Genomic DNA, 15,965 nt, shown 5'->3' with positions numbered 1-15,965 from the left:
TTTATAGTAATGCTGTTTATCAGTTTAATCCAGTCCATAAAAATACGCTTGTTAAATATATCCAAAGTATCGTAAATACGATGTGTATTGTTGTTTCAAATGTCTTGCCTTTCCAAAGTTTTGTTGAATACACAAAGAGTTGAAAAATCAATCGTGTTGCCCAAAAAATCCCAAGTCCGAGTGATATTGTTTTTCCAAGTTTGGTTTGAGTTAAGTCTGTTGCAGAGGTCAGACAAAGTAAGCCAATTAGGAAAACCACAAAGGCAATGAAAAAGGTGTGAACCGTCATCATTTGTCTGTTTATCAATGTCAAAGCTTTTAATTCCTCTTTCCAATTAAAATATTTTGGAAAAAAAATATGAATTGACGCTAAAGTCATTAATAAAACTCCAATTATTTTTAAGTGTACCTCCATTGTTATTTAGACTCGAAAATTGACATAAACGGTGTGAATTTTGTTTCGTTGATTGATGTAAAACCAGCTTCTTTGAATGCCTTAACCCAAGTTGTTTTTGAAAAGAAATGTGTAAAGCCGACGGTAAACGCAAGAAAGTTAGGTAAATCCCTTAAATGTTCCACCATAATTACATTTCCATTGGGTTTGCAAACCCTTCTACACTCTTTTAAAAATTGTATTTTTTCGTCTTGTTTTCGTATTTCGTGGATAGCTGAAAGTAAAAAAATGTTGTCAACCGAATTGTCGGATAATGGAATTATGTTTGATTGTATTTGTTTGGTATTTGGATAGACCAAACTCACTTTTCTTGCTCTGATTATTGCAGGTTCTGTATGCTGTTTGGCATCGTAAAAATCATAAACTTGTAATTCTGATTTGGGTAAAACGTTTTTTATGATATAGCTTGTTTCATCAAAACCGGCATTGATGTTTAGGTTAAGATTTTGTTTTGAATCTTCTAGGTTCAATTTTTTCAGCCAGTCGAAATTGTAAAAGCCTGAAAAATCGTAAACGAAGGCAGAAACGATTAAGGGCATTGTAAGTCCATAGATAAATCCACTAATCACTAACCAAAACAAGCTGTTATTCCAGTTGAAAATATATTTACTCCCAATAATCAACAACAGTGCAATGAGTCCAAACACGTAAAAATGCCTGTTGAAACTTAGGATATTAAGAACTCCCTGAAATTTTCGTCTATTTACTTCCATTTTTCAATCTTGCCTTTTTCCCAGTGATAGGGTACATTTTCAATCTCAAAAGCATTTGCCAAAACTATGTTTTGAAGTTTCAAACTGTTCAGAAAGTCAAAATGGTAACTTTCCACTTTTACGGGTTCTGGTTTCCAATTTTGTCGAACTCCCAAAATCGTAAGTATGGTTTTATCTTTTGAGTTCACGGTAAAAGTATGAGGCAAAGGTCCTGCAAATTTTCGGGCATCTTTCCAGTCGGTAAATGGTGAATTTTCTGGAATTTGAATTTCCCTGTCTGTTTGCTCAACTGTAATATGAAATTTTGATTTCTCCGATTTTATAGTTCTGAAATTTCCTTCTGTTGTTAGTTTTATGTTTGTTGTGGTGTAATTGTAATGCGTAAAAATGTTACCGAAAAATTCCATCTTCTTTTTGTCGGTTTGCGATTTGATTATGTATAATCCCCTTAACCGTTTGCCTGCTTGATTCCTGTAGCGAACAAAAATCCGATAACCGATTAGGAAAAAATCATTACCCAAAAATTTTGGAAAGCCCTTTGGTCGCAAACCCTTTGTTTGAACCATTGCAATTGCCAAAAAAGCCCATTTGTCTTGAAAAGTATCCAATTCCAAACATTCAGGAATCAAATTTTGAAGTTGTTCTTTAGGAACGGAAAAAGTCAGTACCAACGAACTTTCAAAAAATGCTTCAACGGCAAACGGATGGTTTTTTAGGAAGTTCATATTGCTGTAAATGAGTTGGTGTTTTTGTTAAGTATAAATTCGTTGTAGTAAACCAACCCGATGAAAAGTAAAGCAAAAACAATGTTTAATTTTCCCCAAAGTAGCAAGTCGGTGACTGCAACAAATTCAATGATGTTCATTGTTGCAACAACCACAATTTGTACTATAGCGTTAAGTTTTGATTTAAACCTTGTCAAAATCCAAATTGCCATTATGATTTCGGAAAGTCCGATGAAAATTGTGAGCGGTCGGGAATAGTCTTCACCTAATATTCGGGCTACAATTTCTTCGTGTCTGGGAACAAGGTTTAGTACTTTGCAATAAAGTCCGTTCACTATCCAAAGGGTCGCGATAAGGTAGGTTAGTATTTTGCTTTTTTTCTCGTTTGTCAATTTTTTTCGGGGTTTTCCTTCACTTACTGCCAACGTTTATGTATAAGAATAGTGCGGTTTTGTGTCCGAGGATTTTCCGTAGGAAAATCAGAGTGACCAAATGCGCACTAACTTTAGGTTTTGTACTAAATTACGCATTATTTTTATACAATGTTAGCATACGTTTTTTTCTATTAGCAAAAAGATAGTTGTAATTATAAAAATCGGAAAGCTCCCAATATTAACGCTGTACCAACCATAATATCCTCTATTTTTTAAATCTCCGTTGTTCTTTGTCCAAATTCCGTCTGACAATTTTCCCCATTGCATTTGATAAGCTTCTCTTTTAAAAACTTTTTTATAAAATTCAATAATCCCTTTTGAGATTAACAAAGTCAGAAAAGGTGAGAAAGTCAGAAGAGTGCAATTAAATGGGCAGAAATAAGTCCAATTCAATAACTCCATTATAATTCCAAGAAATCCGATTAAGAAAGTGATTTTTAAATATCTTTTAAAATATTTGTCATCTTTTAGGTCTTCCGTAAATGTTATTATTACCATACTGAAGAGTTGGTAAATGATAATAATTATATAAAAATATACTTCGGAAAGTGTCATTTTCAAATGTATGCTAACGGTTTGGTACATGCTTTCGTTGCGTTTTCTTACGTAAAAATAGCAAATAAAGCCAGATATTTGGCAGTTTTGTAAAACTTTTCGTAAGCAAAAAAAACAAGCAATGAAGTATGTGCATTGTTACCTAATGTTGTGCAACACAGAACAGCGGTTAAAGCACAGAATTAAGCAAATACACCTTATGCAACCGAGGCAGAATGCCAACCAAAATTTGGCAAAAAAACCAAAAATCAGCATGAACTTTGCTGAGAGAAACCGACTTTTTTGGCATTTAGGTTGCAACACAAAATTGAGCACGAACACCTTTTTTGAAATCAGAACGAATCAGAACGCCAGCCAGAAAAAGGGCAAAAAGAAAACTGCTTAAAAATCCGATTAGATTGAGATAAACTAAATTATCGATGACTTAGAAATGACCTTTTAAAGCACCTGAAAGATTTTAAAAAAACCGAAAAACAGCAAAAGAGAAAACAACACATTGGCGTTTAGTTCTCAAAAAAGGACTTGAGCCAAAACTTTGAAAATTAGAACTGATTTTTAGGCAAAAAACCAATATTTTAAACAAGCACCGAATATCGCTCTTGCACTATATTTGGTAACGTTTCGGCTATGAGTAGTTGCGTGGGTTAGCACTTAATTTAGCAAGTACACACCGAACTGAAAATCCGCTAGGATTTTCAGAAGTAGGCGAGAACAAGCAATTACTTATAGCCATTGTTGGCAATAGTGTTTTAATATATTTTACTGGGTCAATTAATTTAATAATTTGTTTTTATTTTAATTTCTAAATAAGAATTCAGATGATTATTGACATTGGTTATTGTAAAATTCGATTAATTCCTCTATATTATTTTTATCAAGTCTAATTTGGATTTGTTCTACCATCTCGGGGCAATCCTTGAAATAATCAGTTGCAATTTCTTTAAAATTTCTAGATTCCATCCAGTTTGTACTCGCAATACATGTTGCAATATTTTCTCCATTTCTTTTAACATAAAACCCATACGCTCCACTATTTCTAAGTTGTGGTATATAGCCCGTGTATAAATTGCATCTACCTTCGACATGGACATTCATCATATCGCCTTTATCCTCTGATATCAAAACAAATTCAGTCAAACGTTTAACGTTTCTAGGGGAAAAAACAGTATTTCTTAAATAATATAGATGCCTGTATATTTTGTTATATGGTATTTTTAGTCTTTCACCATCTTTTGTGGTCACTATTGCACATTTTCTATTTGAAGTAGTATTAACCTGCTTTGCTATTAAAACTGTACTATCTTTTAAAAACAATTTATGATCTTTATTGTTTTGAGAATATAATGACATAGTTATTAACAACATTAAAGCGGAGGTAATATTTCGCATTTTATTTTAAATTAAGGATTATCTGAATTTTATAGAATTAGGTTAACATTATTGCCAACGATCTCGGCTATGAGTAGTTGCGTGGGTTAACACTTAATTTAGCAAGTACACACCAAACTGAAAATCCGCGAGGATTTTCAGAAGTAGGCGAGAACAAGCAATTACTTATAGCCATTGTGCCTGTTGCACAACGTGATAAATATAAGATAAAATTTCATAAATTGTATTATAATTCTTATGTTTAATAATGCAAGGCAAAAAAGAGTATCAGGAGAAATTATTCAACAATTTTCAGTTAAGTGTTCGTGTACCAGAGCACAATTTCTATCGCCGATTAAAGGGTGTTTTACAATTAGAGTTTCTGTATCAAGAAACCAAAGGATATTATGGTAGCAGTGGTCAAAAGAGCATAGATCCTGTGGTGTTTTTTAAACTTTGTCTGGTGGGGTATCTGGAAAACATCACCAGCGACCGCAAGCTCATCGAGCATTGCAGTATGCGTTTGGATATTCTTTATTTTCTAGGTTATGATATTGATGAAGAATTACCATGGCATTCTACCATCAGTCGTACTCGAGGATTGTTTCCGGAGTCTGTATTTGAAGCGGTATTTGGCAGAGTTTTTGAGCTTTGTGTATCGGCCGGAATGGTCAGTGGGCATACTCAGGCCATCGACAGTGCCCCTGTCAAGGCCAATGCTTCTATGGACAGTTTGGAACTCAAGGTCCCAGAAGCAGATTTGGACAGCCACCTGCGAAAAATCCGCCATATCAGTAAACGTGATAAAGACCAACCGCTACATCAGGCTAAAGGCAACAAAGCGGATATTGATCAGCAAACTTTATCGGCCAGTGCTAAGGAGTTACAAGCCATAAAAAGCAGAAACAGTAAATGGGCAAAGGAACAGGACCAGCGTCCCGGAGCGGGCAATAAAGGCAGCAGATATACCAGTAACAAAACCCACTACAGCCCAACAGACCCCGATGCCCGCATTAGTGTTAAACCGGGTAAATCCAGAAAGCTGAATTACCAAAGTCAGCTTACGGTAGATACAGCTCATCATGTGATTAGTGATATTAAGGCTTATCATGCCGATGGAAAAGATAATCAACAATTAGCAGACATCGTGGTTCGCGTACAACGTCGCTTACGCCGATCAGGATTAGTCTGGGAAAACTGTGTGGCCGATACCGGGTATAGCAGTGGAGAGAATTACGCCTTTCTGGAAGGGAGGAATTTAAAGAGTTTTATTCCGGCACACGGGACTTATAAAGGCTGCCCAGACGGGTTTACCTATAATGAAACCCAAGATTATTATGTTTGCTCACAAGGTAAGATCATTCCTTTTAAAAAGGTGTTTTATGAAACAAAGAACCACACCAAGAAGAAAGAATACCGCGCCTCAAAGAAAGTGTGTATCGATTGTCCAATCCGCCGTGAGTGTTTAGGTAAGAGTGCCCAGGAAAAGAAATTCACCGTAACGTATTACCGCGCGGAGTATGAGCGAAACATTGGGCGTGTAAATAGTCCACAGGGGCGCTATATGAAAGCCAAGCGACAAAGCACAGTAGAGCCCGTATTTGGAACCTTAACCCAGTTTATGGGACTTAGGAAAGTCAATACCATTGGCATTAAGCAAGCTAATAAGTGTATGCAGCTCTCGGCCATAGCCTACAACCTTAAAAAGTACTTGAAATTCATAGAAAAACACAGTAAAAGCGGGGCGGCAAGTCTGCAAACTCATTTTTGCATGTATAAAGGCATAATAGGCCTTGTTATTAGCCCCAGAAAGCATCTTGATTTTAGATGGTGAATAACTACCAAAAACAACAAACGCCCTGAAAATAGGCGTTTGTAATTCAAGTTTTTATAAAATTATGGGCTCGTGCAACGGCTACCATTGTTGGCAGTAGTTTTTTTTCCGATTAATATTTTTATGTCACTAAATAAATAAGCTCCAGCTATAGCAAGACAGGCAATTGCATAAATTATTTTTCCATCTGGGAAAAGTAAGAATATGGCCAAAAGTATAAGTCCAATGCAAAAAGGATACATAAAAATCCGAGTAATTATTTTTTTATAACTCCATTCTTTTTCAGCATTCTTTTCTTCTGTTTCTATATCTAAAAGGGCATAAATTTTTTCAAGTTGGTTTTGTTTTTCAAAATTATAGACTTTTTGAACAATCAAAATAAGTAACAATAAAATTATACCAAAAAGAGTAAACGGTAACCAGTTATCAATTAAATTACTGCCATTTATAAATTGTATGACAATTAAAAAAATTATAGGTATTAATATTATTAGATTAAATATTTTACCAATTGGATTTATTTTATCAGTAATGTTTATTAAATGATTTTCTGAGTTAAATTCAAATATAAATATAGGATAAGTTGACATATTCCAAAATCCTTGTTTCCAGAATTTTATTTTATTCGAAGTTATTTCACCTTTTGCCTGAAAATCACGTGAAATGACTGTAAGAAAATGATTTTTAACAGTGTCATTTTCTCTTATTTTAATTAATTTTTCAACTTCTTTTTTCGTTATTTCCAAGGTCATTTTAAATTACTGGCAACGTGTTTGTATAAGATTAGTTGCGTGGTTTAAGCACCTAATTTAGCAAATACAAACCGAATAGAAAATCCGCGAGGATTTTCGTAAGTAGGCTAGAACTAGCAATTAATTTTATACGGTGTTGGGCAACGTTTTTATTAATTCGGATTTAGTTGTTTTGTCAGCTTTTGACATTTCAAGAATAAATTCAGTCAATTTAATTTCGTCAATTTTTTCAATTTGTCCTAAATGTATATTTAATTCTTGAGCACCAATCGCTTCATTTAGTTTTACTGTACTTCTATAAATTACTCCTTTTTTTCTGGAAGGTTTAAACTTTTCGTTAATTATTAAACAAATGAATTTTTGTCCATTGATATTTATTGGATAAGCATCTTGTATTAATTCCCAATTAATAAAATCTTTATTTGCGCTTCTGTCAAAAATTCCAATTTCATTTATTATAATCATCGGTCTTTTGTCAATCAGGTTATAAATTCCTAATGGATAACCAAGCCCAAAAAAACCAATGGAAAGCCAACCTATCAATGGTTTATCTGCAAGCATCCAAATTCCGATTAGCACAAAAGGTGTGCATAATAATATCAGTCGGATTGCTCTTTGTTTGGATTTATAAAGTTTTATTTCAGTCATTCTCAAATATTACCAAACGTTTTTTATTCTGTTAGAGTGATTTTCACTCCGTTTAATTCTATTCCGTTTTTCAATTCGGTTTTCTTTATTTCGTAATAAGGTTCCCATTTTTCTAAAATCAGTTCATTGTCATTTGTCCACCCAATTATTTTAAATCCATCTGGAATTAGTCCTTTTTCAAGATCAGATTTGTTTTCATTATTTTCTATAACTGACCAAAAAACTCTTGAATATCCAAATCCGCCATTGTCAAATTGATATTCGTAATATTTGTGTTTTTTATTCGGTGAAATAGAGTCGGAAATAAGAATAAAATCAGCTCCTTTTAGAGAATGTTCAGAATGAAATGCTTCCGCAACTTTGTCAAAATCCGAGTTAATTTTAATTCCGATTCCAACAATTCCAATTAGAAGAATTCCGATTATTATTAATATCCATTTTTTCATTTAATTCACGGTTTCTCAAATGTTGCCCAACGAGTTTGTGTATGATTTCGTTGCGTGTTTCAGCAACTAATTTAGCAAATACAAACCGAATAGAAAATCCGCGAGGATTTTCGTAAGTAAGCCTGCACTAGCAATGAATTATACACGGTGTTGGCAACTGGCTTTATTTTTTTAATGTTCCCAATGTTCCAATCTTGAATTAATTAGAGTTGAGTCTTTTCCAAATTTTATATATAAATCTTTTCCTTCCATTGGGTCAATATTCCATCCATAATCAACCATTATTTCATAGACTATTTCATCGGGTTCGATGTCCATATAATTTCCAGGTTCTCCCAATAAATCAATTACGTTTTTATAAGACATTCCTTTTTGTAAATGATTCTCAATTAAGTCGTTAACCATATGTTCTCGAAATTCATAAAATCCGTCAAAACTTTTATTCCATTTAGATTGTTCGAATTTTATTTGTTTAGGTCCACAAGCGACAAACAAACAAAAACATATTAGAATTAATTTCTTCATCCCTCTTTTGTCCATTTTTTAGTTGAAGACCTATAAATCTTGGATTCTCCAACACTTAATCCATACCAAATAATGTATGTTGAATCATTTTCCATTTGATAAAAGGCTGGACTATCCATAAATTCAGTCAATCCAAATTCGGATACGTTTTTTGGTAGTCTATTATTTTCCTTTTTAAACGTTTCAACTTTTTCAATTAGCATTTCGGCATATTCTTGATTTTCATTTTTAAAATCACAACTTAATAGTCCAAAGAATAGAATTATCGTTAATATTTTAGTTGTTATTTTCATTTCTCAGCTTGTTGCCAACGATTATGTATATGGAAAGTTGCGTGTTTGTGTGCGAGGATTTTCCGCAGGAAAATCAGAAGCTAGCAAACGAGCAACTAACTTTGGTTTAGCTAATACTAGCAATTTTTTATATACGGTGTTGCAGGTAGTTATTTTTCGCAAATTTCTGTGTTTATAAATGAAAAATCCTCTGAAAAAGTGTAATCACCCGCTGTATTAGTTTCTAGTTTTATTTTATAAAAGATTTGGTCATTTTTAACCCATTGTTTTATCAACTGTACTTTTTCTTGTCTGAAATTTTCTTTTTTATTAAAAGTATGTTGATTGGTTTGGTCAAAAATTCCATTCCAATATATTAATTTAAATTTTGGTTGAAATCCAAAATCCTTTTTATCATTTTCCGCTACTTTTTTTAGAAATTCCTCTTTGTTGATTTTTTTCGTCATAAAATCCATTGAAATTTGAGTGTGTGATTTTATTTTTTTGTCATTATTTGTATCTAATAGATAAAGAGAATCATTACGCCTTAAAAAAGTCCATTTTCTTAAATTTTGCATTACAATTGTTCCATTGCTTTGTTTGTAAGCAGGATAGCGATATACATTAAATTCACGTTTTTTAATACTTTTCTTTAATTGCTCAATATTTTCTGCTATTGAACTACCTCTAGAATATATAATTATAGTATCTCCAATAGTCTTTCGATAAGCGTGAATTTTGTCACAATTCAAAAAGTGTTCAAATCCGTTTGGTGCATTTGGATTATTAAATTCTATATTATTTGTTTTTATCCAATTATCTAACTCAGGCGTTTGCTTTTGGGCAAGACTAGCGAAAGATACTTTCAAAAATATTAATGTCAGGATGTGGTTTTTCATAATTACCTGCAACGGTTTAGGCTATGATTTCGTTGTGGAAAACGTCGACAGACTTTTCCGCTTGTGAAATCATGCCGGATTAAAAGTACAAAGTTTGAATTTTAGAACAAAGCCCACAATGAATTATAGCCATTGTTGGCATTATGTTTTTTGTATTTCTTTCCGATAGTAATACTTTTCAAAACCTTTTGGGAAATCAGTCTCAGTTCCAATTTTTATAAAGCCTAGTTTTTCATAAAACTCAGGTGCTTGGAATGAAAAAGTATCCAAACTCATATAACGACAATTTCGGGTTTTGGCTTCTTTTTCCGCTTCTAAAATTAATTTTCTTCCGATTCCGTTATTACGGTTTTCCGGTTTTATAACAAAAGTTTTTATCTCCAATGTTCCCCAAATAGAACGTCCATAAAGACCACCTATTATTTCACCGTTGTTATCCCGAGCAATTATTTCAATCGGCTTGTTAATTTCATTTTTGAGTTCTTGTGTTTTACTCAAATTATATTCTACAAGTAATTCGACAACTTTATCATAAGTTTTCTTGTTGATTATGTCGGTTACTTTTATGTTCATTTTCGTATTAATGCCAACGGTTTGGTACATGCTTTCGTTGCGTTTTCTTACGTAAAAATAGCAAATAAAGCCAGATATTTGGCAGTTTTGTAAAACTTTTCGTAAGCAAACAAAAACAAGCAATGAAGTATGTGCATTGTTACCTAATGTTGTGCAACACAGAACAGCGGTTAAAGCACAGAATTTAGCAAATACACCTTATGCAACCGAGGCAGAATGCCAACCAAAATTTGGCAAAAAAACCAAAAATCAGCATGAACTTTGCTGAGAGAAACCGACTTTTTTGGCATTTAGGTTGCAACACAAAATTGAGCACGAACACCTTTTTTGAAATCAGAACGAATCAGAACGCCAGCCAGAAAAAGGGCAAAAATAAAACTGCTTAAAAATCCGATTAGATTAAGATAAACTAAATTATCGATGCCTTAGAAATGACCTTTTAAAGCACCTGAAAGATTTTAAAAAAACCGAAAAAGAGCAAAAGAGAAAACAACACATTGGCGTTTAGTTCTCAAAAAAGGACTTGAGCCAAAACTTTGAAAATTAGAACTGATTTTTAGGCAAAAAACCAATATTTTAAACAAGCACCGAATATCGCTCTTGCACTATATTTGGTAACGGCCTTGGCTAAGATTATGTTGCGGAAAAATCCGCAGGATTCTTTCCGCCATGAACCAAATATAGCAAAGAAAGAGGAATTTTCGGCAGAAAATTCCGAAGCAATTAATTTTAGCCATTGTTGGTTACCGTAACGACACATTTGAGTGAGCACGAGTTGAAAAATGTCCGAGTTTTTGGTTTTGAGTAAGCTTTTTAATCCGTGTTGTTTGCGTCTGAGTGAAGTCCGTAAAACACAAGAGTGAGCATATATTTTTTACGCAAGAGTAAAGTCCGAAATACGTTTGAGTGAGAATTTAAAAATTTGAGTTTTGTTAGAAAGCGTATTATTTGTTCTATCCAAAATTTGAATCTCAAAATCAGCGTTCCGATTAAGTAAAGTCAGATAAGATTTGAGTTAATAATAAAGGTCAGAATTAATTTTAAAATCCAACGTGAAGTTTGTTCGGAGTTATTGTAACCAACGGTTTGGTACATGCTTTCGTTGCGTTTTCTTACGTAAAAATAGCAAATAAAGCCAGATATTTGGCAGTTTTGTAAAACTTTTCGTAAGCAAACAAAAACAAGCAATGAAGTATGTGCATTGTTACCTAATGTTGTGCAACACAGAACAGCGGTTAAAGCACAGAATTAAGCAAATACACCTTATGCAACCGAGGCAGAATGCCAACCAAAATTTGGCAAAAAAACCAAAAATCAGCATGAACTTTGCTGAGAGAAACCGACTTTTTTGGCATTTAGGTTGCAACACAAAATTGAGTACGAACACCTTTTTTGAAATCAGAACGAATCAGAACGCCAGCCAGAAAAAGGGCAAAAAGAAAACTGCTTAAAAATCCGATTAGATTGAGATAAACTAAATTATCGATGACTTAGAAATGACCTTTTAAAGCACCTGAAAGATTTTAAAAAAACCGAAAAACAGCAAAAGAGAAAACAACACATTGGCGTTTAGTTCTCAAAAAAGGACTTGAGCCAAAACTTTGAAAATTAGAACTGATTTTTAGGCAAAAAACCAATATTTTAAACAAGCACCGAATATCGCTCTTGCACTATATTTGGTAACGGTTACGTATAAGAATAGTGCGGTTTTGTGTCCGAGGATTTTCCGCAGGAAAATCAGAGTGACCAAATACACACTAACCTTTAGATTTAGTATTAAACTTAAGCATTATTTTTATACTTTGTTGTAATGCGTTTTTATTTTTCTCTCTTTTTTAAATAGTAGGTGAATTCATATCCGATTCCCAAACTTAACTCGTTAAAACCTCCAATTTTGTTATAACGGATGAAACTTGAAAGTTGTTTATAAGTCCGTTTAATTTCTACTTGGTATTCGCTTAAGTTCTTAAAAATACTTGTTTTTGCTTTGACTGATGCATAAAACGGAGGTCCAATCCAAGTCCCAATTCCAACAAGAACACCGTTTGATTTAATAACTTTATTTTTATCTAATTCAAAAAAATCCACGTTGCTAAATCCTGTTATTATTTGAATGCCTCGTAGATTTATACTACTTTCTAGACTCAAAACATTGGAATCAATGTTATTGTCATAATTGAAATTTCTAACCGAAGAATTAATATCAATGCTAAATCCGCAGTCCACAAATAAGTGCTCTAGATTGATAAAGGCACTCAAAAATCTATTTTCATTAAAGTTTGTTTGGTAGCCAAATCCAGTTTTTAATGTTAAATCCCGAAAGAATGCTGGAAAAGAAAAGTCCAATTGGCCTCCTAAGGGGTTTCCAATTACTCCACTTTGAGCATATATTGCAATTTGTTGATGGTCTAAAAAACAAACTGTACAGTCTTCTTTGAGAAAAATTTCAAGAAATTTCTTTTCATTTAGTTTATAATCCAATGGCTTTATACCTACATATAAGAATGAAAGAGTGTTAAGAGAATCAGGAACATTAATTTTAAAATATCCGTCAAAGTCAGTTTGTGTTCCAATTTTTGTTCCCTTTATCATCACAGATACACCAGGTAAAGGATGTTTATCTCCTTTGATTTTTACAACTCCCGAATATTCAGTTGTTTGTCCGAACACGACAGAGAAAAAGGAAAATAGCAATATGAATAGGGAATATTTCAAAATAATTTTTTAAATTCTTTTTCAAAGTTATTCTTTACCTAGATGTAAAAAAGTCACAATTAGTGAAATGGACTTTTGAGTTAGTCAAATGCATTACAACGGTTCGGGCTATGATTTCGGCGTGGAAAATTCAGTGGAATTTTCAGCGACGGAATCAGCTTTCATAAAAGTACGTTTTTTTCCGATGGAAAAAAACCGCCACGCTGAATTATAGCCGTTGTTGCCATTAGTATTTTTCGGTTAAATTTTCAAATCCGTTAATTAAATCGACAAGTTTTTGTCTTTCTTCCCAACCTGGAAATTTATCTTCAATAAATGATTTCGGCGAATAACTCCCATAAGCTATGTAATTCTTTCCTTGACAAATCCAAAAACTATAGTCAACTCCATCAGAAATTATTTTTGTAACGACAGTTCCTTCTTCTTCTCCCTTTTTTTCGTCAATATTTAATTTTGATTTATCTATTATATAATCATTTTCTTGAATGATTTTGTTCAAATGATTCCAATAATATTGGTAATCCTTTTTCTTAATTCCTTTGCGCTTGATTTTAGTTTTTAATTCAGCTGAATTTGGTTGATAAACAACAAATCGTTTCACTTTTCCGTCATTTTGGTAAACGATAAATTCCGAATTCTGCCCTTTTATCCAATAAGATGAATATCCAATTTTAACAATTAATGAATTTCTATCTTTTATTTTTAGTAAGTCAACGTAATTATTTTCCGTTTCAGTTTTCTCTTCCCATTTGATTTCAGGGATTTGCCAATTTTGAGAGAAACTATTTAAAGGGACTAAAATTAGTAAGTAGACTATGACTTTTTTCATATTAATGGCAACGGTTTGGTACATGCTTTCGTTGCGTTTTCTTACGTAAAAATAGCAAATAAAGCCAGATATTTGGCAGTTTTGTAAAACTTTTCGTAAGCAAACAAAAACAAGCAATGAAGTATGTGCATTGTTACCTAATGTTGTGCAACACAGAACAGCGGTTAAAGCACAGAATTAAGCAAATACACCTTATGCAACCGAGGCAGAATGCCAACCAAAATTTGGCAAAAAAACCAAAAATCAGCATGAACTTTGCTGAGAGAAACCGACTTTTTTGGCATTTAGGTTGCAACACAAAATTGAGCACGAACACCTTTTTTGAAATCAGAACGAATCAGAACGCCAGCCAGAAAAAGGGCAAAAATAAAACTGCTTAAAAATCCGATTAGATTGAGATAAACTAAATTATCGATGACTTAGAAATGACCTTTTAAAGCACCTGAAAGATTTTAAAAAAACCGAAAAACAGCAAAAGAGAAAACAACACATTGGCGTTTAGTTCTCAAAAAAGGACTTGAGCCAAAACTTTGAAAATTAGAACTGATTTTTAGGCAAAAAACCAATATTTTAAACAAGCACCGAATATCGCTCTTGCACTATATTTGGTAACGGTTTGGCTATGGTTTCGTTGCGTGAAAATCCGCGAGGATTTTCCGCCGTAAACCGAAGATAGCAAATTTGCGAGGACTTTCCGATAGGAAAGTCAGAAGCAATGAACTATAGCCGGTGTTGTGCTTAGTTATTTTTTTTCCAGTCAAAATAAGGAAAATGTCCGCCATCATTTCTATTAACTTTGTATTCCGTTCCGCATTTTGAGCATGCGATAAGATAATCCATTTCCCAATCTCCTTGCTTTTTTTCTAATATTGTTATAAATCCATTTTTTTCTTCTCTTTCGGGATTAATGCTATGTTCTAAATATAGATTACAAGAACACTCTTGACTAGATTTATAATGTTCGAGTATTCTGATGGCAAAATCAACAAATCGTTGATTAGGTGCTAATCCGCCTCCCATTTTTAAACCTTTTGTTTTGTTCTTAATCAAGTCCAAATAAGGAATTAGTTCTATAATCCGTTCAGTGTCCTGTCCAATTTCAATTATTTTACAAGATGAGTTCCAAACTTTATGTGTGTCTCTCGATGTGATTTCAGAAATGATTTCTTGGTTTGTCATAATTAAGCACAACGGTTAGTATAAGAAAAGTAGGGCTGGTTGTAAACGGTGTCCATTCAGATTATCCACAAGCCAAAACTTTTGCATTTTGTTTTTATCTTATTTTTTAAAAAGCCAAATCAAAAGATTTGGCGACTTCACAAATACGCCCAAGACTTTGTTTAAGCACTTTTCTGCCCTATTTTTTTTATACATTGTTATGCGTAGACTTTTGCTCGTTTAATATTCGATTTCTACATTTATTGTTGATGCTCCTTGAAGTTTATTCCATTTCCCTAGGCTGTTTCTTCTTGAATATCCTTTTCCTTTTGTCAATATTGCCCCAATATATACTTCAAGTTTATTTTTAAAATTTGGTATGAATTCCACACCAACAAAAAAATCTTCTTCCAAATAAATATATTGTTTTGTCAGGTCAATTTGTAACCAACCAGGTTCAATCTTTTTTTTCTGAACTATATTTTCAAAAATAATTTTTTCATCAGGCTTGTTGTCCACATTTTTGTAGAAGTTTATTCTAACAAAACTGCTGTCAGCTTTAAAACCTGCCCTTAAATAGATATTAACATATTTTACTCTAACAGTTTTATCTGGAATATTAATTCTTTGAGCATTCTCAATAATGTCCATATCCTCCGAAATTGCACCAAGCCATAATAAAGGGTTATAACTTTTAACTCCTATTTTCCTATTCCTTTTCTTTTTATTAGAAACTATAACTTCGGAAAGTTCATTTATTTTGGGTTCTAAAAATATAGTTTTATTATTAAAATTTTTGATTGGGATTTTAACAGGATAATAATTTATATGACTAATGGTTAAACTGTCATTTAAAAACTTCTTTGAAACGCTCAGTTTAAATTTTCCATTTAGATTTGAAATTGTTCCTTTATTTTTATTTAAAACACCAATATTTACAAATTCAACTGGGTTTTCAGTTTCAGAATCAGCAATTATTCCGTTCATTTCAATCTCTTGCGAAAAAGATTGAAAGGTAAGAAGTTGAAACAGGATAAATGTATAAATATGGTTCTTCATTTTTTT

Annotated in this window: 18 protein-coding genes; 1 reads left to right on the top strand and 17 read right to left on the bottom strand. The window is 32.8% G+C overall.

Features of this window, described 5'->3' with window-relative positions; genetic code table 11:
• Positions 1 to 19: 19 nt before the first annotated feature.
• From KFZ70_RS15175 to KFZ70_RS15150, 6 genes are all read right to left on the bottom strand, one after another.
• Positions 20 to 415: a hypothetical protein gene (locus tag KFZ70_RS15175; RefSeq protein WP_139698848.1), complete on the bottom strand. Its 396-nt coding sequence runs from the start codon at positions 413 to 415 to the stop codon at positions 20 to 22.
• A 2-nt stretch (positions 416 to 417) separates the two neighbouring features.
• Positions 418 to 1,167: a class I SAM-dependent methyltransferase gene (locus KFZ70_RS15170; protein WP_139698849.1), complete on the bottom strand. Its 750-nt coding sequence runs from the start codon at positions 1,165 to 1,167 to the stop codon at positions 418 to 420.
• The gene (locus tag KFZ70_RS15165) at positions 1,158 to 1,892 is read right to left on the bottom strand and encodes a DUF2071 domain-containing protein (RefSeq protein WP_139698850.1); all 735 of its coding nucleotides are present in this window, start codon (positions 1,890 to 1,892) and stop codon (positions 1,158 to 1,160) included. The genes KFZ70_RS15170 and KFZ70_RS15165 overlap by 10 nt, the downstream gene beginning before the upstream one ends.
• Complete coding sequence (locus tag KFZ70_RS15160) at positions 1,889 to 2,227, bottom strand: DoxX-like family protein (protein ID WP_317128568.1); 339 nt, start codon at positions 2,225 to 2,227, stop codon at positions 1,889 to 1,891. Before KFZ70_RS15160 ends, KFZ70_RS15165 begins: the two co-directional genes overlap by 4 nt.
• Before the next feature lie 210 nt (positions 2,228 to 2,437).
• On the bottom strand, positions 2,438 to 2,824 hold the full coding sequence (locus tag KFZ70_RS15155; RefSeq protein WP_139698851.1) for a hypothetical protein: 387 nt from the start codon (positions 2,822 to 2,824) through the stop codon (positions 2,438 to 2,440).
• An 879-nt stretch (positions 2,825 to 3,703) separates the two neighbouring features.
• Entirely contained in the window at positions 3,704 to 4,231 is a 528-nt protein-coding gene (locus KFZ70_RS15150; RefSeq protein ID WP_139698920.1) for a hypothetical protein, read from the bottom strand.
• Positions 4,232 to 4,517: 286 nt separating this feature from the next.
• Between KFZ70_RS15150 and KFZ70_RS15145 the strand changes: the two genes are divergently transcribed.
• Entirely contained in the window at positions 4,518 to 6,083 is a 1,566-nt protein-coding gene (locus KFZ70_RS15145) for an IS1182 family transposase (protein ID WP_407515697.1), read from the top strand.
• Positions 6,084 to 6,145: 62 nt separating this feature from the next.
• Here KFZ70_RS15145 and KFZ70_RS15140 read toward each other — a convergent pair whose 3' ends face one another.
• From KFZ70_RS15140 to KFZ70_RS15090, 11 genes are all read right to left on the bottom strand, one after another.
• Positions 6,146 to 6,835 carry a hypothetical protein gene (locus KFZ70_RS15140; RefSeq protein WP_407515695.1) on the bottom strand — a complete coding sequence of 230 codons (690 nt, stop codon included), beginning with the start codon at positions 6,833 to 6,835 and terminating at the stop codon, positions 6,146 to 6,148.
• 126 nt (positions 6,836 to 6,961) lie between these two features.
• Entirely contained in the window at positions 6,962 to 7,483 is a 522-nt protein-coding gene (locus KFZ70_RS15135; RefSeq protein WP_139698888.1) for an STM3941 family protein, read from the bottom strand.
• A 23-nt stretch (positions 7,484 to 7,506) separates the two neighbouring features.
• Entirely contained in the window at positions 7,507 to 7,929 is a 423-nt protein-coding gene (locus KFZ70_RS15130; protein WP_139698887.1) for a hypothetical protein, read from the bottom strand.
• 171 nt (positions 7,930 to 8,100) lie between these two features.
• On the bottom strand, positions 8,101 to 8,334 hold the full coding sequence (locus tag KFZ70_RS15125) for a hypothetical protein (protein ID WP_407515693.1): 234 nt from the start codon (positions 8,332 to 8,334) through the stop codon (positions 8,101 to 8,103).
• A 116-nt stretch (positions 8,335 to 8,450) separates the two neighbouring features.
• Positions 8,451 to 8,747 (bottom strand): hypothetical protein, encoded by a 297-nt coding sequence (locus KFZ70_RS15120; protein ID WP_139698885.1) that lies wholly within the window; start codon positions 8,745 to 8,747, stop codon positions 8,451 to 8,453.
• A gap of 149 nt (positions 8,748 to 8,896) precedes the next feature.
• On the bottom strand, positions 8,897 to 9,625 hold the full coding sequence (locus tag KFZ70_RS15115) for a hypothetical protein (RefSeq protein WP_139698884.1): 729 nt from the start codon (positions 9,623 to 9,625) through the stop codon (positions 8,897 to 8,899).
• A 141-nt stretch (positions 9,626 to 9,766) separates the two neighbouring features.
• Positions 9,767 to 10,228 carry a GNAT family N-acetyltransferase gene (locus KFZ70_RS15110; RefSeq protein WP_407515691.1) on the bottom strand — a complete coding sequence of 154 codons (462 nt, stop codon included), beginning with the start codon at positions 10,226 to 10,228 and terminating at the stop codon, positions 9,767 to 9,769.
• A gap of 1,788 nt (positions 10,229 to 12,016) precedes the next feature.
• Positions 12,017 to 12,868: a carboxypeptidase-like regulatory domain-containing protein gene (locus KFZ70_RS15105; RefSeq protein WP_407515689.1), complete on the bottom strand. Its 852-nt coding sequence runs from the start codon at positions 12,866 to 12,868 to the stop codon at positions 12,017 to 12,019.
• Positions 12,869 to 13,139: 271 nt separating this feature from the next.
• The gene (locus KFZ70_RS15100; protein WP_139698899.1) at positions 13,140 to 13,742 is read right to left on the bottom strand and encodes a hypothetical protein; all 603 of its coding nucleotides are present in this window, start codon (positions 13,740 to 13,742) and stop codon (positions 13,140 to 13,142) included.
• 738 nt (positions 13,743 to 14,480) lie between these two features.
• Positions 14,481 to 14,921, bottom strand: coding sequence for a hypothetical protein (locus KFZ70_RS15095; protein ID WP_139698489.1), 441 nt, complete (start codon positions 14,919 to 14,921; stop codon positions 14,481 to 14,483).
• A 219-nt stretch (positions 14,922 to 15,140) separates the two neighbouring features.
• Complete coding sequence (locus tag KFZ70_RS15090) at positions 15,141 to 15,887, bottom strand: carboxypeptidase-like regulatory domain-containing protein (protein WP_158293227.1); 747 nt, start codon at positions 15,885 to 15,887, stop codon at positions 15,141 to 15,143.
• Between the last annotated feature and the right edge of the window lie 78 nt (positions 15,888 to 15,965).

It is taken from the genome of Allotamlana fucoidanivorans (genome assembly GCF_045788535.1).
GTDB classification, from domain to species: Bacteria; Bacteroidota; Bacteroidia; order Flavobacteriales; family Flavobacteriaceae; genus Allotamlana; species Allotamlana fucoidanivorans.
The sequence above is the reverse complement of the archived record's forward strand: the minus strand, read 5'-3'. Positions and strand labels throughout refer to the sequence as shown.